Origin of the sequence: Acinetobacter sp. YH16051 (assembly GCF_013417135.1) — a bacterium.
Classification (GTDB): domain Bacteria; phylum Pseudomonadota; class Gammaproteobacteria; order Pseudomonadales; family Moraxellaceae; genus Acinetobacter; species Acinetobacter towneri.
On sequence record NZ_VPEN01000015.1, the window covers coordinates 24,668 to 44,325 of the forward strand.

The window sequence follows — 19,658 nt, forward strand, 5'->3', positions numbered from 1 at the left end:
ATCACTGGAAATTATGTCAAAAATTCTAATAAAGCAAAGACCTTTACTTACACGCCCTGAAAACTTTCAGGGCGTCTCTACATTTGTTGCCCAAATTTTAGCGCGCCGTGGCGTTGCGTCTGAGCAGGAGCTGGAACTTAAACTGAAGCACTTGCTTGCTCCAAGCATGAAAGGTCTACCTGACGCCATTCAGCTGATGGATCAGGCGATTGATCAGCAGAAAAAAATTGTAATTGTGGGCGATTACGATGCCGATGGCGCGACCAGTACCACACTCATGATTTTGGCATTGCGCGAAATGGGCGCACACGTGCAGTATTTAGTACCTGACCGTTTTAAATATGGTTATGGCTTAACCCCCGCCATTGCCGATTTGGCTTTTGAGCGTTATGCACCTGATTTATTAATTACGGTAGATAACGGAATTTCCAGTCATGCAGGTGTGGAGCGTGCGCAAGCTTTGGGGATGCAGGTCATCATCACCGATCACCACCTCACTACAAAAGCCACTCCAAATGCAGAGGCTGTGGTCAATCCAAACCAATTGGGTTGTGATTTCCCAAGTAAAGCTTTGGCAGGTGTGGGCGTGGCATTTTATGTGTTGGCGAACTTATCCAGTCAGCGTAAAAAACAGGGTAAATCTGCTGCAAATTTAACGCAATATTTAGATTTGGTGGCTTTGGGCACCTATGCCGATGTCGCTAGTCTGGATTATAACAACCGTATTTTGGTGGATGCAGGCTTGAAACGGATACAGCAGAATTTATGTCGTCCTGGGATTAGCGCATTGCTGGATTTGGCAGGACGTGAACCCGCACAGCTCAAAGCGCAGGATTTGGGTTTTGTCTTGGGGCCACGTATCAATGCTGCAGGGCGCATGGAAACCATGGACATTGGAATCGAGTGTTTACTGGCAGCGGATATGCAAAGTGCTTATGCTTTGGCGCGTCAGTTAAATGCTTTGAATCAGGAACGCCGTCAGGTTGAAGGGCAAATTAAACAGGATGCGCTGGCAGAGTTGGAAAAGCTGCAGTTAGATCAAAGCGATTTACCGCATGCCTTGATCATGTTTGAAGAACATTGGCACCAAGGTGTAATTGGAATTGTTGCAGGACGCTTAAAGGAACAGTTTCATCGCCCTGCGATTGTATTTGCTGCCGATGAAGATGGTGAGCATATTAAAGGCTCTGCCCGTTCAATTGAGGGGATTCACATACGTGACACCATTGAATTGGTTGCAGAGCAATATCCACATTTGGTGAGTCATTTTGGTGGACATGCGGCTGCGGCAGGTTTGACCATAAAAAAGGTGCACTTTGCAGAATTTAAACAGGTCTTTGAACAGATCATTGCGCAAATGGATGCGGATTTATTTCATGCTGTGCTATGGACAGATGGTGAATTGCCGCAAGAAGCTTTTGATTTACACACGGTAGATTTATTACAGCATTTGGCACCGTGGGGACATAAATTTCCGCAGCCTGTGTTTGAGGGGCGGTTTAAAGTGGTTGATTTTAGATGGTTGAAGGACGCTCATTTAAAATTGCGTTTGGCATTGGACAATGGACAAGTGGTTGATGCGATTGCGTTTGGTGCCAAAGATAAATTTGACTTTAACCCAATGCTGGATCATGTGCGTTTGGTTTATGAATTGGAACGCAATGTGTTTAATGGCAATGTTAGTTTACAACTGCAGATTGTGCATTTAGAGCAGTAGCCCAAATAAAAATCCGCTCAAATTTGAGCGGATTTTTTTTGCTTTTAATTTATGGAATTAGAAGCGGAATGTACCGTTGATGCCATAAGAATCAGCACCATCAGTTGTTGTGTAATTCACACCTACAGCAAATGCAGGGGTAAAGAATTTTTGTGCACGTACTGAGAATACAGTATCAAACTCATCTAAAGTTGCATCATTCACTGACACACCAACACTTAGGGTTGGATCAATATAGAGATCAGCAGCTACGCCATAAGCTGTTTCATCACCGAAAGCGGTTGAAGCTTCAAAGTTAGCATAATGGCTGCCAATTAAAGTTACATATTTAGCACGTAGCGTAACTGCAGTATCATCTGCTAGTGCAGAAGTAGTGCTAAAAGTATTGATAAACCCTTTTTTACTTGCTTGATATGCATCAATGTTCTCTTTTGAAACACCAGCAGCTAAAAGTAAGCCATTGATAGGTAAATAACCCGCTTCAATAGCATAACCAGTATTGTCATCAGATGCTGTGCCGAACTCTGTTTCTACAGTAACTTCAGCACGGTTGATGCTACCAGCAACATAGAATTGAGTATTCGGGATAAAGAATTCACCATTGATACCTACAGTATCAATTTCAAGTTCAGTACCTTCATCGTCTGTGCTCGCATTAGTGTAAGCTAAACCAACATTACTTGCTTTACCTAAAAATGCAGCTTCAGCTAAAGGCGCATTTTTTACCTGAACACCATTTAAATAGTACTTACCATTAATAAAGAAAGTATCTAAATCACTGCTTTCTTCAATATCGGTATTTTCATAACCCCCATTGATTTCAAATTGATACGCATGAGCAGTACTTAAACCAGCAAGAAGAGCAGTTGCAAGCGCAAGTTTTTTAAACATTATTGAGATTCCCTCTGTTATAGAAATATGACTGTTTTGTTACAGTTGTTGCTGATTGTACGGAAAATAAACATACAGTCAATGCACTATTTCTACCTAACTGCTTTATTTTGGGGCATAAAAAAGCACCCTTCCGAAGAAGAGTGCTGTTTGAATATCTAATTAGGCTAAATTAGAAGCGATATTTTGCCGCTAAGCCAAAGCTGTTGTAGTCATTGTTGAATTGCTCACCAAAGCCTACACGACCCTCTAAGCTCACTTGTGGAGTAAAGAATTTACGTGCACTCACACCAAACTCATCACGATCATTGATGTCATTGCTGTAATAATCAACACCTACGCTTAGGGTTTTATCAATGAAGTAGTCTGCTGCTAGATTGTATTCATCTAGATCACCAAATGCAGCGCCTGCTTCTAAATTGATGTCTTTACCATTTGATAATGTGGTCACGTATTTGGCACGTAAGGTCGGATCTACACCATCATCTTCATCAGTATCCCAACCTTTCACACCTGCTGCAATTAACAAGCCTGGTGCTGGTAAATAACCCACTTCTGCACCATAGGTGGTCAAGTCATTGTTTAGGTCATCATTGTTTTGTAGATCGTGACCACTCACATTACCACTTAAGTAAAAGTCTGAGTTCGGTACAAAGTATTCCGCACCTACGCCATAAGTATGCGCTTCAGAATCACCTACTTCGTTATATTGATATTTGGCGTTTACATTGCTTGCACGGTCAAGGAACGCCGCTTCAGCTAAAGGTGCATTACGAGTTTGTATAGGGTTAAAGTAATATGTACCATCTATACCAAATGAACCACTTGAGCTGCCATTATCTGGATCAATCAGTCCTGCTGATGCACCAATTTCAGCTTGGTATGCGTTCGCAGTACCAGTGATAGCTAAAGCTGAAAGTAGGGCTGATGCGATTGCTAATTTTTTCATGGAAATTACCCCTCTGAAATCTGGTTAACAGTTAAACTTTTTGTTACAACTTTTAGTCTAGGCTAAAAAATTTCAGCGTCAATCATCAGAAAGTTACCGCATTGTTTCAGTCGTAAGTTTGTGTAATGATTTGAGTTTAAGTGATTGAAATAAAAGTGAAATAATTAAATGTTTTGTTTTATTAAAACTATGTAGATTTTGTGAATTTTCTAAATATTGACTATAAAACCATCAAATATGTGTCAGATCTCCTTCAACGCTAGAGTAAATGGAAATTGTAGATCTAAATATTTCAGGCAAATTTAAGCTGAATATGCGTAGGGATTGGCTGGCTATTTATGTCTAGAAAAGTTGTGCTGGAAATAGCTGCAGGGTGGCAATGCCTGAACAGGTCTGTGCTACAATTATTGGTTATTGAGCTTCATTGTTAATTGAGAGAATTTACGTGGAAATTAATCCTTATCTAAACCAATTAAAAGACTTGAACGAACGTGGTCAAACACTACGGGGGTATCTTTGACTACGATCTGAAAAAAGAGCGTTTAGAAGAGGTTCTCCGCGAGTTAGAAGACCCAGCCATTTGGAATGATCAAAGTCGTGCTCAAGCGATGGCCAAAGAAAAAGGCGAGCTTGAGAATGTGATTAATGTTCTGGAAGGTTTGGCAACCCAGTTGGAAGATGCACAAGCCATGCTGGATTTGGCGGTTGAGGCAGATGATGAAGACTTATTGGTTGATGTGCAGTCAGAGTTGACCTCTGCTGAAGAAGAGCTGGCCAAATTAGAATTCCGTCGTATGTTCAGCAACCCAATGGATCCAAATCCGTGTTATGTCGAAATTCAGGCGGGTTCAGGCGGTACAGAAGCGCAGGATTGGGCATCTATGTTGCTGCGTATGTATATGCGCTGGATTGAACGTCATGGCTTTAAAGCAGAATTGATGGAAGAGTCAGATGGCGATGTGGCAGGGATTAAATCTGCAACCATTCGTGTAGAAGGTGAGTATGCCTATGGTTGGTTGCGTACTGAATCAGGCGTACATCGTTTAGTGCGTAAGTCACCATTTGACTCGGGTAACCGTCGTCATACGTCATTTTCTGCAGTGTTTGTTTCGCCAGAAGTGGATGACAACATTGAAATTGATATTAACCCTGCCGATGTTCGTACCGATACTTACCGTGCTTCGGGTGCGGGTGGTCAGCACATTAACAAAACTGACTCTGCGGTACGTTTAACCCACGCGCCAACAGGTATTGTGGTGGCTTGTCAGAACCAGCGTTCGCAACACGCCAACCGTGACCACGCCTGGAAACAGTTACGTGCCAAATTATACGAACTGGAAATGAGCAAACGTAATGAGGCGGCTCAAGCACTGGAAGACTCGAAGTCAGATATTGGTTGGGGCAGCCAAATTCGTTCTTATGTATTGGATGACTCGCGGATTAAAGACTTGCGTACAGGGGTGGAAACCTCAAATACGGGTGCAGTTTTAGATGGTGATTTAGACAAATTTATTGAAGCCAGTTTGAAACAAGGTCTGTAAGTTTAAATTTACAGTACCCAATAAGTCTGCCCAATTCGGTTGATCTGCTTAAATTGTTTAAACAATTTGCATAAATCGTAAAAAAACGATATTAATATCGAAAAAATACGATATATTAAAGGCAGCTGCTGAATTGGGCTTATATTTACGAATATGTGTCTGAATGATGGATGTCGATTTAATATTTAAAGCCTTAGCCAATCCTACCCGTCGGCAAATTTTAGAATGGTTAAAAGCACCAGACCAATTTTTGTCGGTAGAAGAGTGTGGCGACTTTAAGCGTGGCGTATGTGCAGGACACATTGAGCGTTTGGGCAAGGTGTCGCAATCGACCATGTCAAATCATTTATCGGTACTGCAACAGGCAGGCCTTATTCGTGCAGAAAAGTATGGGCAATGGTCGTATTTTTCTCGTAATGAAGCACTGATTCAGCAATACATCGAATATTTAAAACACTCACTCTAAACAGTCGCATGTTGCAGTGAGTCATGAGGCAATGATGGCTGAATTAAACTTTCCTTTGGTTTTGGGTGATCTTCATCTTAAAAACCGTGTAGTGATGGCACCTTTAACCCGCAGTCGTGCCAGCGATGACCGTGTTCCAACGCCAATGATGGCGGAATATTATGCACAGCGTGCCAGCGCAGGCTTAATTATTTCAGAAGCAACGGTGATTTCTGAAGAAGCCAATGGTTATTTTAATACTCCAGGTCTATTTACAGATGCACAAGTACAAGGCTGGAAATTGGTGACCGATGCGGTGCATGATAAAGATGGTCTGATTGTCGCACAATTGTGGCATGTGGGGCGGGTATCCCATCCTGATTTGCTGAAGGGCGAAACACCTGTCTCGGCAAGTGCGGTGCAACAAGCGGGTCATGTCAGTTTGTTACGTCCAAAGCGTCCTTATGTATTACCTCGTGCTTTGGAAATTTTAGAAATACATGCCATTACCGAGCAATATAAACAAGCCGCGATCCGTGCCAAAGAGGCTGGTTTTGATGGTGTCGAGCTGCATGCGGCCAATGGTTACCTGATTGACCAATTCCTACAAAGTAAAACCAACCAACGTGAAGATGAATATGGCAGTACTGTGGAAAATCGCGCACGTTTCTTGTTGGAAGTTGTAGATGCTTTGATAGAAGTATGGGGCGCAGGTCGTGTCGGTGTGCATTTAGCACCACGTGGCGATGAGCATGACATGGGGGATGATGATCCACGTGAAACCTTTGGTTATGTGATGCAGCAATTGGGTCAGCGCAAAATTGCCTTTTTCTTTACCCGTGAATACTTGGCTGAAGATAGTATTTCCGAAGAAATGAAAGCACGTTCAGGCGGTGTACCATACATTGCCAACATGCGTTTAAGCCGTGCCGATGCGGTGGAATTATTGGCATCAGGCAAGGCCGATGCAGTGTCTTTTGGTAAGGCCTATATTGCCAACCCAGACTTATATGAGCGTTTACTGGCAGATGCTCCTTTAAATGAACTCAAACTGGACACTATGATTGGTACTGCTGTTGCAGAAGGCTATATCGATTATCCAACTTTGGCTGAAACACAACAATCTGTAGAATAAAAGCCCGTACAGCGCCACATGCGATTAACATGCGCGTGTGGCTCTGTTATATTTTGCCGACAGTCTTTCTTTTGGGGCGCATCTTTTGGCTACTCCATTTTGGTATAACGCAGCTTTAACCCTGCTAAAACCGATTTATCAGTCACGTATTCGTAAACGTGCCGAACATCCTGAGCAATTACAACAAGAACTGCTTGAGCGTTTTGGCCCATTTCAGCCCGCTAAAAATTTACATGCCATTTGGTTTCATGTGGTGTCGGTAGGTGAAACCAACGCTGCACAACCATTAATTGAATATTATTTAAAAGCAGGTCACCCTGTTTTAGTCACCAATACCACCAAAACGGGACAGGCTCGTGCCAAGTCTTTATTTTTAAAAGCACCCTATTTAGATTTATTTCAGGCCGTGTATTTGCCTGCCGATCAGGTGCATCTAATTCGTGAGTTTTATCAGAAATATCAGCCTAAATTATTGGCCTTGGTCGAAACAGAATTATGGCCAAACCTGATTGATCAGGCGCAGCATTTTCAAGTGCCATGTTTGCTCATTAATGCACGACTTTCAGAAAAATCGGCCAAAGGCTATGCCAAAGTTAAAGGCCTGACACGTGGCATGTTGCAGGGGTTGCAACAACTCTTGGCACAAGACCTTGCAACACAGCAACGTTTTGTGGCTTTGGGTATGCCCGAAGCACGTACGCAGGTGTTGGGTAATCTTAAATTTGACATTACTGCACCTGAGCATTTTGTGCAGCAGGCAGCACAGCTACAGCAAGAATGGCAATTGGCACAGCGTAAAATTGTGGTGCTGGCCAGTACCCATGCACCCGAAGAACAACAATTATTGACTGCTTTAAAACCGTACTTTGAGCAACATCCCGAATTATTGTGCATTGTTGCACCACGTCATCCAGAGCGTTTTGATGAAGTTGCACAATTGGGACAAAGGCTGCAACTTAATATGCAGCGTCGTAGTTTGGGTGAAGGTATCCAAGCAAATACACAGCTATATTTAGCCGACAGTATGGGTGAAATGTGGCTGTGGTATGCCATGAGTCAGGCTTGCTATGTGGGCGGTTCATTGAATGAACCTGGCGGTGGTCATAATATTTTAGAGCCTTTGGCTTTAAATGTAGCCACCGTATTGGGTAAAAATTATTTTAACTTCCAAAGTATGGTGGATGAGTTTGTTGCGGCAGAAGCGGTGTACGTGGTTGATGATGCAGCACAAGCTGTGAAAACCTTGACTCAACTGTTATTTGAACCAGCATTACGTGCACAATTGAATCAGAATGCCCAAGTGATTATGTATAAAAATCGTGGTGCACTACGTGAGCATATTCAGGTCATGGATCAGTATTTGTAAGCATGAATATTGTATTACTTGGCCCACGACAGACTACCAATGAAATATGGTCAATTACAGCACAGCGACAGCTGCAGCATTTGCATACGCATGTCGGTGTACAAGTCGGTGACACCTTAAAAGTCGGGATTCGTGGTGGCAAGCGTTATTTGACTGAAGTGGTGGAAGTCAGTGAGCAGCGGATTCAGGTCATAGCCTTATATGAAGAAGCTGTACCGCAAAAATTACCCGTGACCCTGATTGTGGCCTTACCACGACCAAAAGTGCTGCGCCGTTTAATTATGGACAGCGTGACATTAGGTGTGGAAAAAATCATTTTACTGCACAGCTATCGGGTTGATAAAAGCTATTGGCAAACGCCATTTTTACAGCAGTTGGATCAATATATCACCCTAGGTTTAGAACAAGCGGGCGATACCATTGCGCCTGACATTCAGTGCTATAAACGCTTTAAACCCTTTGTGGAAGATGTTTTGCCTAATTTGATCTCTGCAGATTGTCCTGCATACGTGGCGCATCCTTATACTGAACTGGCAATGCCGAACACCATTCAACATCCTTGTAGTATTGTGATTGGCCCAGAAGGTGGATTTATTCCCTACGAAATTGATTTGCTCGAAAAAAACGGCTGCCAAGCGCGGCACTTGGGCAACCGTATTATTCGTACTGAAACTGTGATTGCTTATGTTTTAGGGCGTTTGTTTAGTGCGGGCTGAATCATCTTCATTGACTGCTGCATCACCACGATAAACTTTCACTTCCTGCACAGGATAAGGAATCGAAATGTGATGTTCGGCAAAAGCGGCAATTACCCGTTCTTGCACTTCACTGATGGATGCTGAAGTGGTGGTTTCCGTCGTATTTACCCACCAACGCACATTTAAATTAATCGAAAAATCGGCCAGGGCAGTGACATTGACGCTAAATGCAGGTTGGCTCAAGATTTTTATGTCACGGTCTAAAATGGCCAAAATAATATCTTTGGCTTTTTGTACGTCATCTTCATAACCAATACCGACCACAAACTCGCAACGACGACGGGTATAAGCCGTATTGACCGTTACGGCACTGGTATACACCGTAGCATTTGGAATCACGATTCGACGCCCATCGGGAGAGCGCAGGAAGGTGGCACGAATCTGAATATCTTCTACCGTACCTTCCATATTATTCACGATGATGTCATCACCAATTTTAAATGGTTCTCCAATCAAAATGAGCACACCCGATAATAAATTCTGGAAAATATCTTTAAAAGCAAAACCAATTGCCACGGAGCCTAGACCTAAAGCACTCATCAGTTGGCTTGGGGTAAAACCTGGAATTGCAATCACCATCGCAATTAGAAAACCAAAGAAAATAATTGCAGAGCTACCGACCCGATTCAGCACCAAAACCAAATTTTGTCGGGTATAGGAACGATTGTTCAGGGTCTTGCGAATAAACCATTTAAACAGTCGGGCAAGCAGCCAAAACAGAATCAGCACCACGGCTGCAATCATCAAATACGGCACACGTTCCCAAAATCCTTCCATAATTTTGTCGATGGTGGAGTAGGCGTCATTGTACTTGGCCGTATGATTGATCACGGTTTGCGTGGTTTTTTCAGTGGCTTCCTGCAACAGCTGACTGGTGTTTTCAGAAACTTCACTGAGTGAGGGTTTGGATTCTGCCACGATAATTCCGAATTCAAAATGAAGCGACTATTTTGCCTGAAAAACTCAATTTGGTTAATGAGCAATGCTTACTTGCCAGTATTTTAGACAACTTGGATAGAAGTGATGAGCGTACTATTTTGTAGCATTTAAACTGCGAGTTGTATGTGGTTTTATCTGTAAGACAGGGTCGCAGGTATGAATGATTGGCTGCGTAAAAAAATGTTAATACTCACGGTTATTAGACGATATTTTCTTTAAAAATAATGCAATGCGCAGTACAGTGGAATGTAAACCTGAAAGTATGAATGCAAGAATATGGCATTCGATCAACGCTTTGGCATGCTATTGTTTGTATAAAATTTATGCGACTAAAGCCGAATGGTGAGCCATAAAAAAGAAAGTTCATACTGTGAATATGCAGAAATAATAATCAATAACGTGGCATACATCTCGTGATGAGATGCAAGAACATCAAGGAAGTAGCAGATGAAAGACGTATATCCTGTTCCAGATGAATTTAAAAAGACTGCCCGCACCACTGAGGCAGAATATTTTCAACGCTATCAACAATCTATAGATGACCCTGATACTTATTGGGCAGAGCAGGCCCAACGCTTAGATTGGATTAAACCTTTTACCCAAGTCAAAAATACCAACTTTGACCCCGAGCATTTTAAAATTGAATGGTTTGCCGATGGGCAACTGAATGTCAGTGCCAATTGCTTAGACCGTCATTTAAAAGAACATCCGCATAAACCTGCAATTATTTGGGAAGGAGATCATCCATCTCGGCATAAAGTGGTTTCTTTTGCTTCTTTGCATGATGAAACCTGTCGTTTTGCCAACGTACTGAAAAAGAACGGGGTGCAAAAAGGGGATCGGGTGGTGCTGTACATGCCAATGGTTTCCGAAGCTGCGATTGCCATGCTGGCCTGTGCACGAATTGGTGCAGTGCATTGTGTGGTTTTTGGTGGTTTTTCTCCCGATGCTTTGGCTAGCCGAATTGAAGACTGTCAGGCCAAGCTGATTGTTACTGCAGACTCGACCATGCGTGGTGGCAAGCCAATTTATTTAAAAGCCAATGTTGATGCTGCCTTAAACGTAGCAGGTACCGACTGTGTGCAAAATGTGATTGTGGTGCACCGTACAGGAAATCCTATTGAGATGTTACCTGAACGCGACGTGTGGTATCACATGGAAATTATGTCGGTCAATGACATCTGCCCACCCGAGCCGATGAATGCCGAAGACCCATTATTCATTTTATATACTTCGGGTTCGACTGGAAAACCCAAAGGTGTTTTGCATACCACAGGCGGTTATTTGACCTATGTGAATAGCACGTTCCGAGAAGTCTTTGACCTGAAACAGGATGATGTGTTTTGGTGTACCGCAGATGTAGGCTGGATTACAGGGCATTCTTATGTCTTATACGGGCCATTGTCGAATGGTACATCTACCGTGATGTTTGAAGGGGTGCCGAACTATCCAAGCTGGGCGCGCACAGGGCATATTGTCGATAAACACAACATCACCATTTTATATACCGCGCCGACTGCCATTCGCGCCATGATGCGAGAGGGAGATCGTTTTGTACGTGAAAGTGACCGCAGCAGCTTGCGTTTACTTGGTTCAGTCGGTGAGCCAATTAATCCTGAAGCATGGAACTGGTATTACAACGTAGTAGGTGAAGGACGTTGCCCAATTGTAGATACATGGTGGCAAACCGAAACTGGGGGCATATTAATTTCAGCATTGCCGGGTGCAACGCCACTGAAACCCGGTTCGGCAACCCGCCCATTATTTGGCGTGCAACCTGCTATTGTCGATGCCGAAGGTAATGAACTGGAAGGCGCGACCGAAGGCAATTTAATTATGAAAGATTCATGGCCAGGGCAAATGCGCGGTATTTGGGGCGACCCTGCCCGTTTTATTGAAGCGTATTTTTCGACCTATCCGGGTGCGTATTTTACAGGAGATGGTGCACGCCGTGATGAAGATGGCTATTACTGGATTACAGGGCGTGTGGATGATGTCTTGAATATTTCGGGGCACCGTTTAGGTACTGCGGAAATTGAAAGTGCCCTAGTAGCGCATGAAGCTGTGGCTGAAGCGGCAGTGGTGGGTATGCCCCATGAGATTAAAGGACAGGGGATTTGCACCTTTGTAACTTTGCAAGTTGGTACACCCGAGTCAGAGGAATTGCGTGAAGAATTAGTCAATTGGGTTCGCAAAATTTTGGGGCCTGTGGCAACGCCTGATGCGCTGCATTGGGCACCTGCTTTACCTAAAACCCGCTCAGGTAAAATCATGCGCCGTATTTTGCGGAAAATTGCAGCGAATGAATTGGATAGTTTAGGAGATACTTCGACTTTGGCTGAGCCGCAAGTGGTGGAGCATTTGATTGCAACGGTGTATGGGGAGAGGTAGGTTAAGGTTACTGTCACTGTACACAAAGAAGTTAGATAAGGTTTGTTTTTTTATTTTTTTCGATGAAGTAAGGTGATTGTTTATATCATCTTACTTTATGCGACAACTCGTGTCGTCTTGCTTGGTAATTTGCTTGGGTGATTAAAAAATAACTGTAGAATAAATAACCATCATACAGATGATGTGGAATGGCATGAATATTCTAGGGTTACAGGCCAAGTATCGGCGTTTATATCATGAAAACTCAATTTGGAAATTATTAAGAGCAGATAACGCACCACATATTTTAGCGTTCATTGTTGACTTATTTGCAGAACAAAATGAAGTCCCTTATGGCCGTGCAAGAAATGTCTTGGATGAGTTGATTAAATCTAGTCGTGAGCAGGGTATTTGGCAGACAGAAAATAATGCAGCGCATTATTTAAATCATTGGATTCATTCAGGCTGGCTCAGAGAAATAGATGGCAAGCTGAGTAAAACGGATATTAGCGAAACCGTATTACGTTTTTGTTAGGGCTTGGATGAGCGAGCAACCCATACCACAGCATCACATTTAAGAATTGTGCAGGATGCGGTTCGTGATTTTGTGGTCGCATTGAGTGAAAATATTGAAGAACGAGTGGAGTTGCTCGAACAAAAAAAATTAGTGATTCAAAATGAAATAGATGCTTTGTTGGCGGGTGTTGTTACACAATTAGAAGAATCAGAACAAAAAGAAAGAATACGAGAAATTTATCAACTTGCTTCCATTCTTACAGGCGATTTTAGACGGGTCGAAGATGAGATTCGTCTACGAGATAAAGAGTTGCGTCTAGATATGATTAGTGGTGCTTATTCACGTGGAGAAGTATTGCTGAGCTTAATGGAAAAAGAGCAGTTGCTTGCCCAAAGTGATGCAGGCAGTGCTTTTGATGGGTTTTGTCAATTACTTCAGGATCAAGATCGTTCTACTGAGTTTAGAGAGCAGTTACGCAGTATTTTGAATCATCCTATTGCACAACAATTAAGCGAATCTCAACGTAAATATTTAGGTCAGTTAATGCGTGAGTTAGGACGCGAAAGTAGCCGAGTTTTCCAAGTCCGACGTCGTACAGAAGAAGGTTTGAGAGCTTATATTGAAAGTGGTGCAGCATTGGAAAACCGTTTGATTGATCAGTTGTTGTCGGAATTAGAAAAAAATGCAGTGGCATTGTTGGAATCGGAGTGTGATTTAAAAACAGAAGTACAAGTGGATTTAGCCGTGGGTTCCATCCAGCTGAATTCGCCTGAAAGTCTTGCTTTAAAAAGTCCCACAGAACATATGGATACACGTGAGGTCGAAGAGCAACAAAACAAGACTGAACCTAGTGATCAGATGCTGAAGTACTTAGACAATGTACGGGTTCGTGCTGTTGCTGAAAAAGTATATCAAACGCTCGCACAGAAAGGGGTGATGAGTATTGCCCACTTAACACATGAACATCCTTTACAAGCGGGGCTTGAAGAACTTGTTGCTTATTTGCGTATAGCAAAAGCCATTAAAGCACCACAAATGCAGCATACCGAGCAAGTTGAACTTAAGGATCGTTCAGGTGTGCATTTGCAGGCCAGTATTCCAGTGTATTACTTGAGTGCAGATTTATTTCCCAAAAATATAGATGAGCTGGCACTTTAAGGAGATCGAGATGCAATCAGAAAATAAGATACAACAGCATGACAACTTCTTTGAAATGGTACGCAGACCATCTTCAAATTCAGAGAAAAATATAGAAATCCAAGCTAATCAGCCTGTAGAAGATTCGTTTCCTACAACTGGGGCAGAGGAACAACATGCAGATAATCAAACAGAGATGGAGCATGCTCAGGATCGTGATACAGATGCGCTTATGCCACATGCAGCCCGACGCGTATTGGTCTATCTCATGCGTCAAGGGGTTATTCTTGCAGCAGAAAACTTAAAACTTTTTGATTTATTGTGCCGATATGAAGCGGAAATTCGTAGACATTTGGCAGAGGTTTATATCCAGTTGGTTTTGGATGCCAAGCAAGGGGTGGCTTATATCATCAATCTCGAAAGTATTGAGGATGAACAGGAAGATGAGAACCAGCCTTTAGATGATTTTCCTGTACTGATACGAAAACGAACTTTGACTGTATATGACACCTTAATTTTACTTATTTTGCGGAAGTATTATCAGGAGCGGGAAACTGCGGGTGAGCAAAAAATTATTATTGATGTTGAGCGAATCCAGAGCAGTTTAATTCCATTTATTCCTTTAACGAATCATGACAGCAAAGATCGTAAAAAGCTAAGTGCAGCATTAGAAAAATTTATTGAGAAAAAAGTATTAACGGGACTGCGTGGTGAAGAAGGGCGTTATGAAATTACGCCAATTATCCGCTATGTCGTGAATGCCGAGTTTTTACAAAGTTTATTATCTGAATATCAACAATTAGCAGCAAAGGCCAAGTTGCAGCAATCCGAACAAGAATATGGAGAATCATCATGCAAGAAATGACCCTCTCAACTTTATTTGCACAAGGCCAAATTCGCTTGTCAGAAATTTCAGTATTTAACTGGGGCTCCTTCCATAACTTGCATACAGCACGTATTGATCCTGAAGGGACACTTATTACGGGAGATAATGGTGCAGGTAAATCTACCTTTATTGATGGTTTAATGGCATTGTTACAACCTGCAAGTAAAGCTAGTTTTAACGTAGCAGCTGCGCAGGGCGATCGCTCAGACCGTACATTACTCTCTTATATGCGTGGTAGTTTTGGTTCAGAACATGATGGGGCTGGAACGCGAGTAAAAAATAAGCGTGAAAAAGCAGTGACAACAGCATTAAGAGCGCTATATACCGCTGATGATGGTTCGATGATTACTTTAATTGGATTGTTTTGGGTTGGACAAGGTCAACATTCGCTGAGTGAAGTGAATCGTTTATATATGATTGCAAGTCGTAATGTGCAACTGACTGAAGTGTTAGAAAAATTTGCAGACGGTAATACTCGCCAGCTAAAACAACATTTTAATCCTAAAACAGATGCACGCGTGCATTATTTTGATAGCAAATTTGAAGACTATCAGGAGATGTATCGTAAATATTTATTTATGGATAATAAAAATGCACCTGCGTTGTTATCACGTGCTTTAGGCTTAAAGAAAATTGATGATTTGACTAAATTAATTCGCGAGTTGGTTTTAGAACCAAGCCAGGTTCGTGCTTTGGCACAGACTGCAGTAAATGAGTTTGCTGACTTAGAGGCAAACTATAAGCATTTGGTAGATGCGCGTGAACAAGTCCTACATTTACAGAAATTACCTGAGTTAGCTGTTCAAATAACAGCGTTAACTCTGCAACTGAATAATCTACAGCTCGAAAAACAAGCTTTTCCTGCATATTTAGGTGAATTGTATGTTCAGTTTTGGACTGAAAAAATACATCAGCTGGAGCAAGAGATACAGCGATTACATACGCAGTTTAAGCAATTAGAACAACAAGAACATGATGCGGAAAAACGACAAGAGCGCTGCCATGAAGACTATTTACAAGTAGGCGGTAATCGGATTGAAAACTTACAAAAAGAGCTAGAACTGATACAGCGTCAGTTAAAGCAATTAACCATAGAGGCATCGCGCTATCAGGAAGATGCTCAGCAATTACAATTGCAAGATGATTTAACCGAGCAAAATTTAATTGATAACCAAAAAATAGCCCATGAGCAGCTTCTAAATATTGGGCAAGAGAAAACCCAACGACAAGATGAGTTTGCTCAAGTCAGTAGCAAATACGCACAAACGCAACAGCAACTGAAAGAAACTCAAAGCGATATTCAGGAAATAGAAACCAGACCTAATAGTAATATTCATGATGTACATTTATTGCGTTTAAGAGATGAGCTTAGACAGCACTTAGATTTTGATGAACATGAATTAATGTTTATTGGTGAGCTCATTGATGTAAAAGAGGCTGAAAAAAGCTGGCAAGGCGCAATTGAACGAGCATTAGGTGGTTTAAAAACAACGTTATTGGTGCCGAAAGATCGTTATTCGATGGTCACTCAATGGGTGAATGCACGTCATAATAAAACCCATGTGCGTTTACAGGTGATCCATCCTGATGCTACAGAAAGTGTGTATTTTAAAGAAAATGGTTTTCTGCGGAAATTGGTTTGGCAAGAGCATCCATATCGTGATTGGTTAAAACAACATCTGCTTCGCTTTGATCTGCAATGTGTGGCAGATACAACAATCATGAATACAACGCCTTTTTCTATGACACAACAGGGCTTAATTCATCGTGAGCAAGGTCGTTTTGAGAAAAAAGATCAACAGCGGATTGATGATCGAAAAATTTGGTGTTTGGGATTTTCCAATACTTCACGTTTAAATTTATTAAAGCATGAAGCGAAACAACTTGAGGTACAGTTGGAACAGTATGCCTTGAGTGTTGCACAATCGCGTAAGGTGTTAGATCAGGTAACACAGCATAAGAGTTTGTGGGAGCGAATGTTACGTTACCAATGGGATATGATAAATATTCCTTATTGGACAGAGCGCCAGCAACAGACCAGCAATGACTTGCAGCATTTACAACAGGCAGATACCAATATTGAACAAGCTCGACAACGTTGGGAGCTTGCAAAAGAGGAATTAAAACAACTACAGGAACAGAAAGGGCAGTTACAACACACTTGGGGGCAACTCAAACAGAAACTCAGTGATGCAGAAAAACAACAACAACAAGCGCAAAAGGCAGCAAACCAAGGTGTCCCAGAACAAGCCAGAGAACTGTTGCTACAGCGTATAGGAGAAACACCTCGGTTGGAGGATGCTTATCTTACTGCTGTGGAAAAAGAGCTAGAGCGTTTAATTGAACATACCAGCAACCAAAATACCTCAGCAAAAAATAGCGCAACGTACATTATTGGTCAGTTTCGTGGCAAGGATAAATGGTCACATATTGCATTACAACGTGAATGGGCAGTTGGTTTGGCCGCATTGGATGATTGCGTTGCCTATTTTCATGAACTAGAAAAGGAAGGTTTGCCTGCCTTAGTTGAACAGTTTGAACAGCGTCTGCAAAAACATACCATGCAGTCTTTAAGTGTGATTCAGAATCGCCTTGAGGCAGATAGAGAAGAAATTACTGACCGTATTGCCATAATTAATCAGGTTTTACGGCGTACAGAATTTAAGTCTGGCAGCTATCTAAGACTAGGATACAAAAAGGAAAAGTATCCACACGTCATAGATTTTGAGCAAAAACTAAAATGGGTCGTATCTAGTATTAATAGTATTGAATATGAACAACGTTTTAAAAAGTTAGCTGAATTAATTTCTATTTTAGAAAAAGCGAGTAACTCGGTTACAGCGCATACTTTTGAAAGCCAGCGTTTACTTGATCCTCGTCATCAAATGTCTTTCTATGCAGAAGAAGTCGATTTGGCTACAGAAGAAATACGAGATGTTTTGGAGTCATCGAGTGGTAAATCTGGCGGAGAAAAAGAATCATTTGCTGGAACCATTGTGGCAGCGAGTTTGGCTTATGTATTAACACCAGACGGCTATGATTATCCAATCTACAGTACAGTGTTTTTAGATGAAGCTTTTTCAAACACAGCTGAAGCGGTTAGTCGTCGAGTACTCAAAGTATTTAAGGCGTTGAAAATTCATGTCAATTTAATCACACCTTATAAAAACTTGAATTTAGCGCGTGAGTCAGCACGTTCTTTATTAATTGCCGAGCGTGATATTGAGAAACATGAAAGTCATTTATGTGAAATTACTTGGCAGGAAATTGATGAAAAAATGGCGCAAAAACAACAGCAACTGCATAGAGAGGCACAACAGTTTGGGGTGCAGTTAGATGCCTAAAATTGAGAAGTGGGGATTACTTCCAAATACCGTTTTGGGTATTTTGCATAAAAAAGAATGGGAAAATCGTCGAAATTTAAAGCAGCGGTTGTTAAATCAACGTCCTTTTCCAATCGAAATTTCACTGAAAGTGCCCACAGACCAACAAGCTAGAGATAATTTGGGTCATTTTCATGCTTTTTTTAAAGCGTGGACAGATTTTGCTTATCCTGAACTGGTTGAATGGCAAGAACGGCAGTATCGACAACTTTCAGAACAACGTGTTCCAGTAAAGTTACGAATTTTTTCTTTACAGCAGCTTACTGAGCTTTTAGGAACAGAGCAACAACTTGAAAACTGGTTGGATAAAATATCCAGCTTTTTGAAGCAGTCTTTTGTGCATGATCGTCATCAGCACCGTTTATTTCAAACTTTAATTCATCATTTAGAGCAGATAGAACGCTATAGCCAACAAGAATGGCAATGGTTGATTCAGCTGATTGAACAGCTGAAACCGAATATGGGGGCAGGGCTTTATTTAAGGGCCTTGCCATTAAGCGCTGTAAACACGAAGTTTCTTGAGCAGAACTTATTGCTGACGGAGGCAATTTGCAATGTACTTTATGATGATGAGATCGTACTGGCTGGAGGGTTGTTGGCATGGCTAGATTGCTTAGATAGCCCCAAAGGTTGGTTGACGATCAAACCCGTCTGCCCAAATGTGCAGGAAAAATTGGGAGGACTCCCCGTTTTTCAATTGTCCACAGAGGTGCTAGATCAATTTGAGTTACCTGCGGAACGAATAATTGTAGTTGAAAATATTCAGTCAGGTTTAGCGTGCCCTTACTTGGAAAATAGTATTGTGGTTTGTGGTGGGGGTAAAAATATTACATGGATGAAGGCCAAGTGGTTACAGTATAAACAGGTTTTTTATTGGGGAGATATCGACTCTGAAGGTTTAAATATTTTAAGTATGGTTCGGCAAAAAATTCCACACGTGATTGCTTTAATGATGGATGAAGCCACAGTTTTACAGTTCCAAAATCATATGGTGGATGAACCAGACTCTATTTTTAGTGAGCCACAATATCTCACTGCTGACGAGTTAAAATTATTTCATGATTTGCGTGCACAGACATTTAAAAATAGGCGTTTAGAGCAAGAGCGCATTTCGGTTGATTGGGTGCATCGTTATTTAGAGTTACTTTGAAAATTAATTTGATTGATAATAAGGGGTGAACCGTACCGGGTTTGTCGGAGACCAACTTTCTTGAGAGAATGTTCCAATGACAAAACCAAAATATACCCCTGAAATCAGAGAAAGAGCGGTTCAATTATTGATTGAATCTGAAAAAGATTATCCTTCTACTTGGGCTGCAATCACAGCAATTGCGCCTGAGCAGCATGCTGCGCAAGGGTTGTACTCCTGAAACACTACGTGTTTGGTATCAAAAATATTTAGATAAACAAAATCCAGTTAAAGTACAGCTGCTTTCAGACCAAGAACGTATCAAACAACTCGAACGCGAAAATAAAGAACTGCAACGCGCCAATGAGATTCTACGTAAAGCAGCCGCTTTTTTCGCCCAGGCGGAGCTCGACCGCCCACACAAATAATGGTGGATTTCATCCATAACAATAAAGATCGATATGGTGTTGATGCGATTTGTAGGATTTTACCGAT

Annotated in this window: 13 protein-coding genes, 2 pseudogenes and 1 other annotated feature; of the genes and pseudogenes, 12 read left to right on the forward strand and 3 right to left on the reverse strand. The window is 41.8% G+C overall.

Annotated features, from left to right (window positions below; all coding sequences use genetic code 11):
• Positions 1-13: 13 nt before the first annotated feature.
• Positions 14-1,717 (forward strand): single-stranded-DNA-specific exonuclease RecJ, encoded by a 1,704-nt coding sequence (recJ, locus tag FTV41_RS11385; protein WP_179996566.1) that lies wholly within the window; start codon positions 14-16, stop codon positions 1,715-1,717.
• A 57-nt stretch (positions 1,718-1,774) separates the two neighbouring features.
• Here recJ and FTV41_RS11390 read toward each other — a convergent pair whose 3' ends face one another.
• The gene (locus FTV41_RS11390) at positions 1,775-2,608 is read right to left on the reverse strand and encodes a putative porin (RefSeq protein WP_179996567.1); all 834 of its coding nucleotides are present in this window, start codon (positions 2,606-2,608) and stop codon (positions 1,775-1,777) included.
• A gap of 172 nt (positions 2,609-2,780) precedes the next feature.
• Positions 2,781-3,557 carry a putative porin gene (locus FTV41_RS11395; RefSeq protein ID WP_179996568.1) on the reverse strand — a complete coding sequence of 259 codons (777 nt, stop codon included), beginning with the start codon at positions 3,555-3,557 and terminating at the stop codon, positions 2,781-2,783.
• Positions 3,558-4,002: 445 nt separating this feature from the next.
• Between FTV41_RS11395 and prfB the strand changes: the two genes are divergently transcribed.
• The 5 genes from prfB to FTV41_RS11420 all read left to right on the forward strand — a co-directional run bounded on the left by prfB (position 4,003) and on the right by FTV41_RS11420 (position 8,760).
• Positions 4,003-5,098, forward strand: a protein-coding gene (gene prfB / locus FTV41_RS11400) for a peptide chain release factor 2 (RefSeq protein ID WP_168417714.1) whose coding sequence is annotated in 2 segments (ribosomal slippage) — positions 4,003-4,074 and positions 4,076-5,098 — 1,095 coding nt in all. Because the reading frame shifts where the segments join, the coding sequence is not laid out codon by codon here.
• Positions 5,099-5,264: 166 nt separating this feature from the next.
• Complete coding sequence (locus tag FTV41_RS11405; RefSeq protein WP_168417728.1) at positions 5,265-5,564, forward strand: helix-turn-helix transcriptional regulator; 300 nt, start codon at positions 5,265-5,267, stop codon at positions 5,562-5,564.
• A 34-nt stretch (positions 5,565-5,598) separates the two neighbouring features.
• Entirely contained in the window at positions 5,599-6,678 is a 1,080-nt protein-coding gene (locus FTV41_RS11410; protein ID WP_179996569.1) for an alkene reductase, read from the forward strand.
• 85 nt (positions 6,679-6,763) lie between these two features.
• On the forward strand, positions 6,764-8,044 hold the full coding sequence (locus FTV41_RS11415; protein WP_179996570.1) for a 3-deoxy-D-manno-octulosonic acid transferase: 1,281 nt from the start codon (positions 6,764-6,766) through the stop codon (positions 8,042-8,044).
• A 2-nt stretch (positions 8,045-8,046) separates the two neighbouring features.
• Positions 8,047-8,760, forward strand: coding sequence for a 16S rRNA (uracil(1498)-N(3))-methyltransferase (locus FTV41_RS11420; protein ID WP_179996571.1), 714 nt, complete (start codon positions 8,047-8,049; stop codon positions 8,758-8,760).
• Here FTV41_RS11420 and FTV41_RS11425 read toward each other — a convergent pair.
• Complete coding sequence (locus FTV41_RS11425) at positions 8,734-9,720, reverse strand: mechanosensitive ion channel family protein (RefSeq protein WP_131261199.1); 987 nt, start codon at positions 9,718-9,720, stop codon at positions 8,734-8,736. The genes FTV41_RS11420 and FTV41_RS11425 overlap by 27 nt on opposite strands.
• Positions 9,721-10,188: 468 nt before the next feature.
• Here FTV41_RS11425 and acs point away from each other — a divergent pair, with 468 nt between their 5' ends.
• The 6 genes and pseudogenes from acs to FTV41_RS11455 all read left to right on the forward strand — a co-directional run.
• Positions 10,189-12,132 (forward strand): acetate--CoA ligase, encoded by a 1,944-nt coding sequence (gene acs, locus FTV41_RS11430; RefSeq protein WP_179991256.1) that lies wholly within the window; start codon positions 10,189-10,191, stop codon positions 12,130-12,132.
• Positions 12,133-12,325: 193 nt separating this feature from the next.
• Positions 12,326-13,786 (forward strand): annotated as a pseudogene (locus FTV41_RS11435) (DUF3375 domain-containing protein).
• A gap of 10 nt (positions 13,787-13,796) precedes the next feature.
• Positions 13,797-14,630, forward strand: coding sequence for a DUF4194 domain-containing protein (locus FTV41_RS11440; RefSeq protein WP_179996572.1), 834 nt, complete (start codon positions 13,797-13,799; stop codon positions 14,628-14,630).
• Positions 14,618-17,995, forward strand: a complete 3,378-nt coding sequence (locus FTV41_RS11445; RefSeq protein ID WP_179996573.1) for an ATP-binding protein — start codon at positions 14,618-14,620, stop codon at positions 17,993-17,995. The genes FTV41_RS11440 and FTV41_RS11445 overlap by 13 nt, the downstream gene beginning before the upstream one ends.
• A complete protein-coding gene (locus FTV41_RS11450) occupies positions 17,988-19,184 on the forward strand; it encodes a Wadjet anti-phage system protein JetD domain-containing protein (RefSeq protein ID WP_004974289.1) in 1,197 nt (398 codons plus the stop codon). The genes FTV41_RS11445 and FTV41_RS11450 overlap by 8 nt, the downstream gene beginning before the upstream one ends.
• 76 nt (positions 19,185-19,260) lie before the next feature.
• Positions 19,261-19,658: pseudogene (locus FTV41_RS11455) on the forward strand (IS3 family transposase); the annotation flags it as partial.
• Positions 19,549-19,658, forward strand: a sequence feature (AL1L pseudoknot). This feature is flagged as partial in the annotation. It overlaps the preceding pseudogene by 110 nt.

What these genes read in the sequence shown, in the direction of transcription:
- recJ (WP_179996566.1), top strand. Translation starts at nt 14, where the DNA reads ATGTCAAAAATTCTAATAAAGCAAAGACCTTTACTTACACGCCCTGAA.
- FTV41_RS11390 (WP_179996567.1), bottom strand. Translation starts at nt 2,608, where the DNA reads ATGTTTAAAAAACTTGCGCTTGCAACTGCTCTTCTTGCTGGTTTAAGT.
- FTV41_RS11395 (WP_179996568.1), bottom strand. Translation starts at nt 3,557, where the DNA reads ATGAAAAAATTAGCAATCGCATCAGCCCTACTTTCAGCTTTAGCTATC.
- FTV41_RS11405 (WP_168417728.1), top strand. Translation starts at nt 5,265, where the DNA reads ATGGATGTCGATTTAATATTTAAAGCCTTAGCCAATCCTACCCGTCGG.
- FTV41_RS11410 (WP_179996569.1), top strand. Translation starts at nt 5,599, where the DNA reads ATGGCTGAATTAAACTTTCCTTTGGTTTTGGGTGATCTTCATCTTAAA.
- FTV41_RS11420 (WP_179996571.1), top strand. Translation starts at nt 8,047, where the DNA reads ATGAATATTGTATTACTTGGCCCACGACAGACTACCAATGAAATATGG.
- acs (WP_179991256.1), top strand. Translation starts at nt 10,189, where the DNA reads ATGAAAGACGTATATCCTGTTCCAGATGAATTTAAAAAGACTGCCCGC.
- FTV41_RS11440 (WP_179996572.1), top strand. Translation starts at nt 13,797, where the DNA reads ATGCAATCAGAAAATAAGATACAACAGCATGACAACTTCTTTGAAATG.
- FTV41_RS11445 (WP_179996573.1), top strand. Translation starts at nt 14,618, where the DNA reads ATGCAAGAAATGACCCTCTCAACTTTATTTGCACAAGGCCAAATTCGC.
- FTV41_RS11450 (WP_004974289.1), top strand. Translation starts at nt 17,988, where the DNA reads ATGCCTAAAATTGAGAAGTGGGGATTACTTCCAAATACCGTTTTGGGT.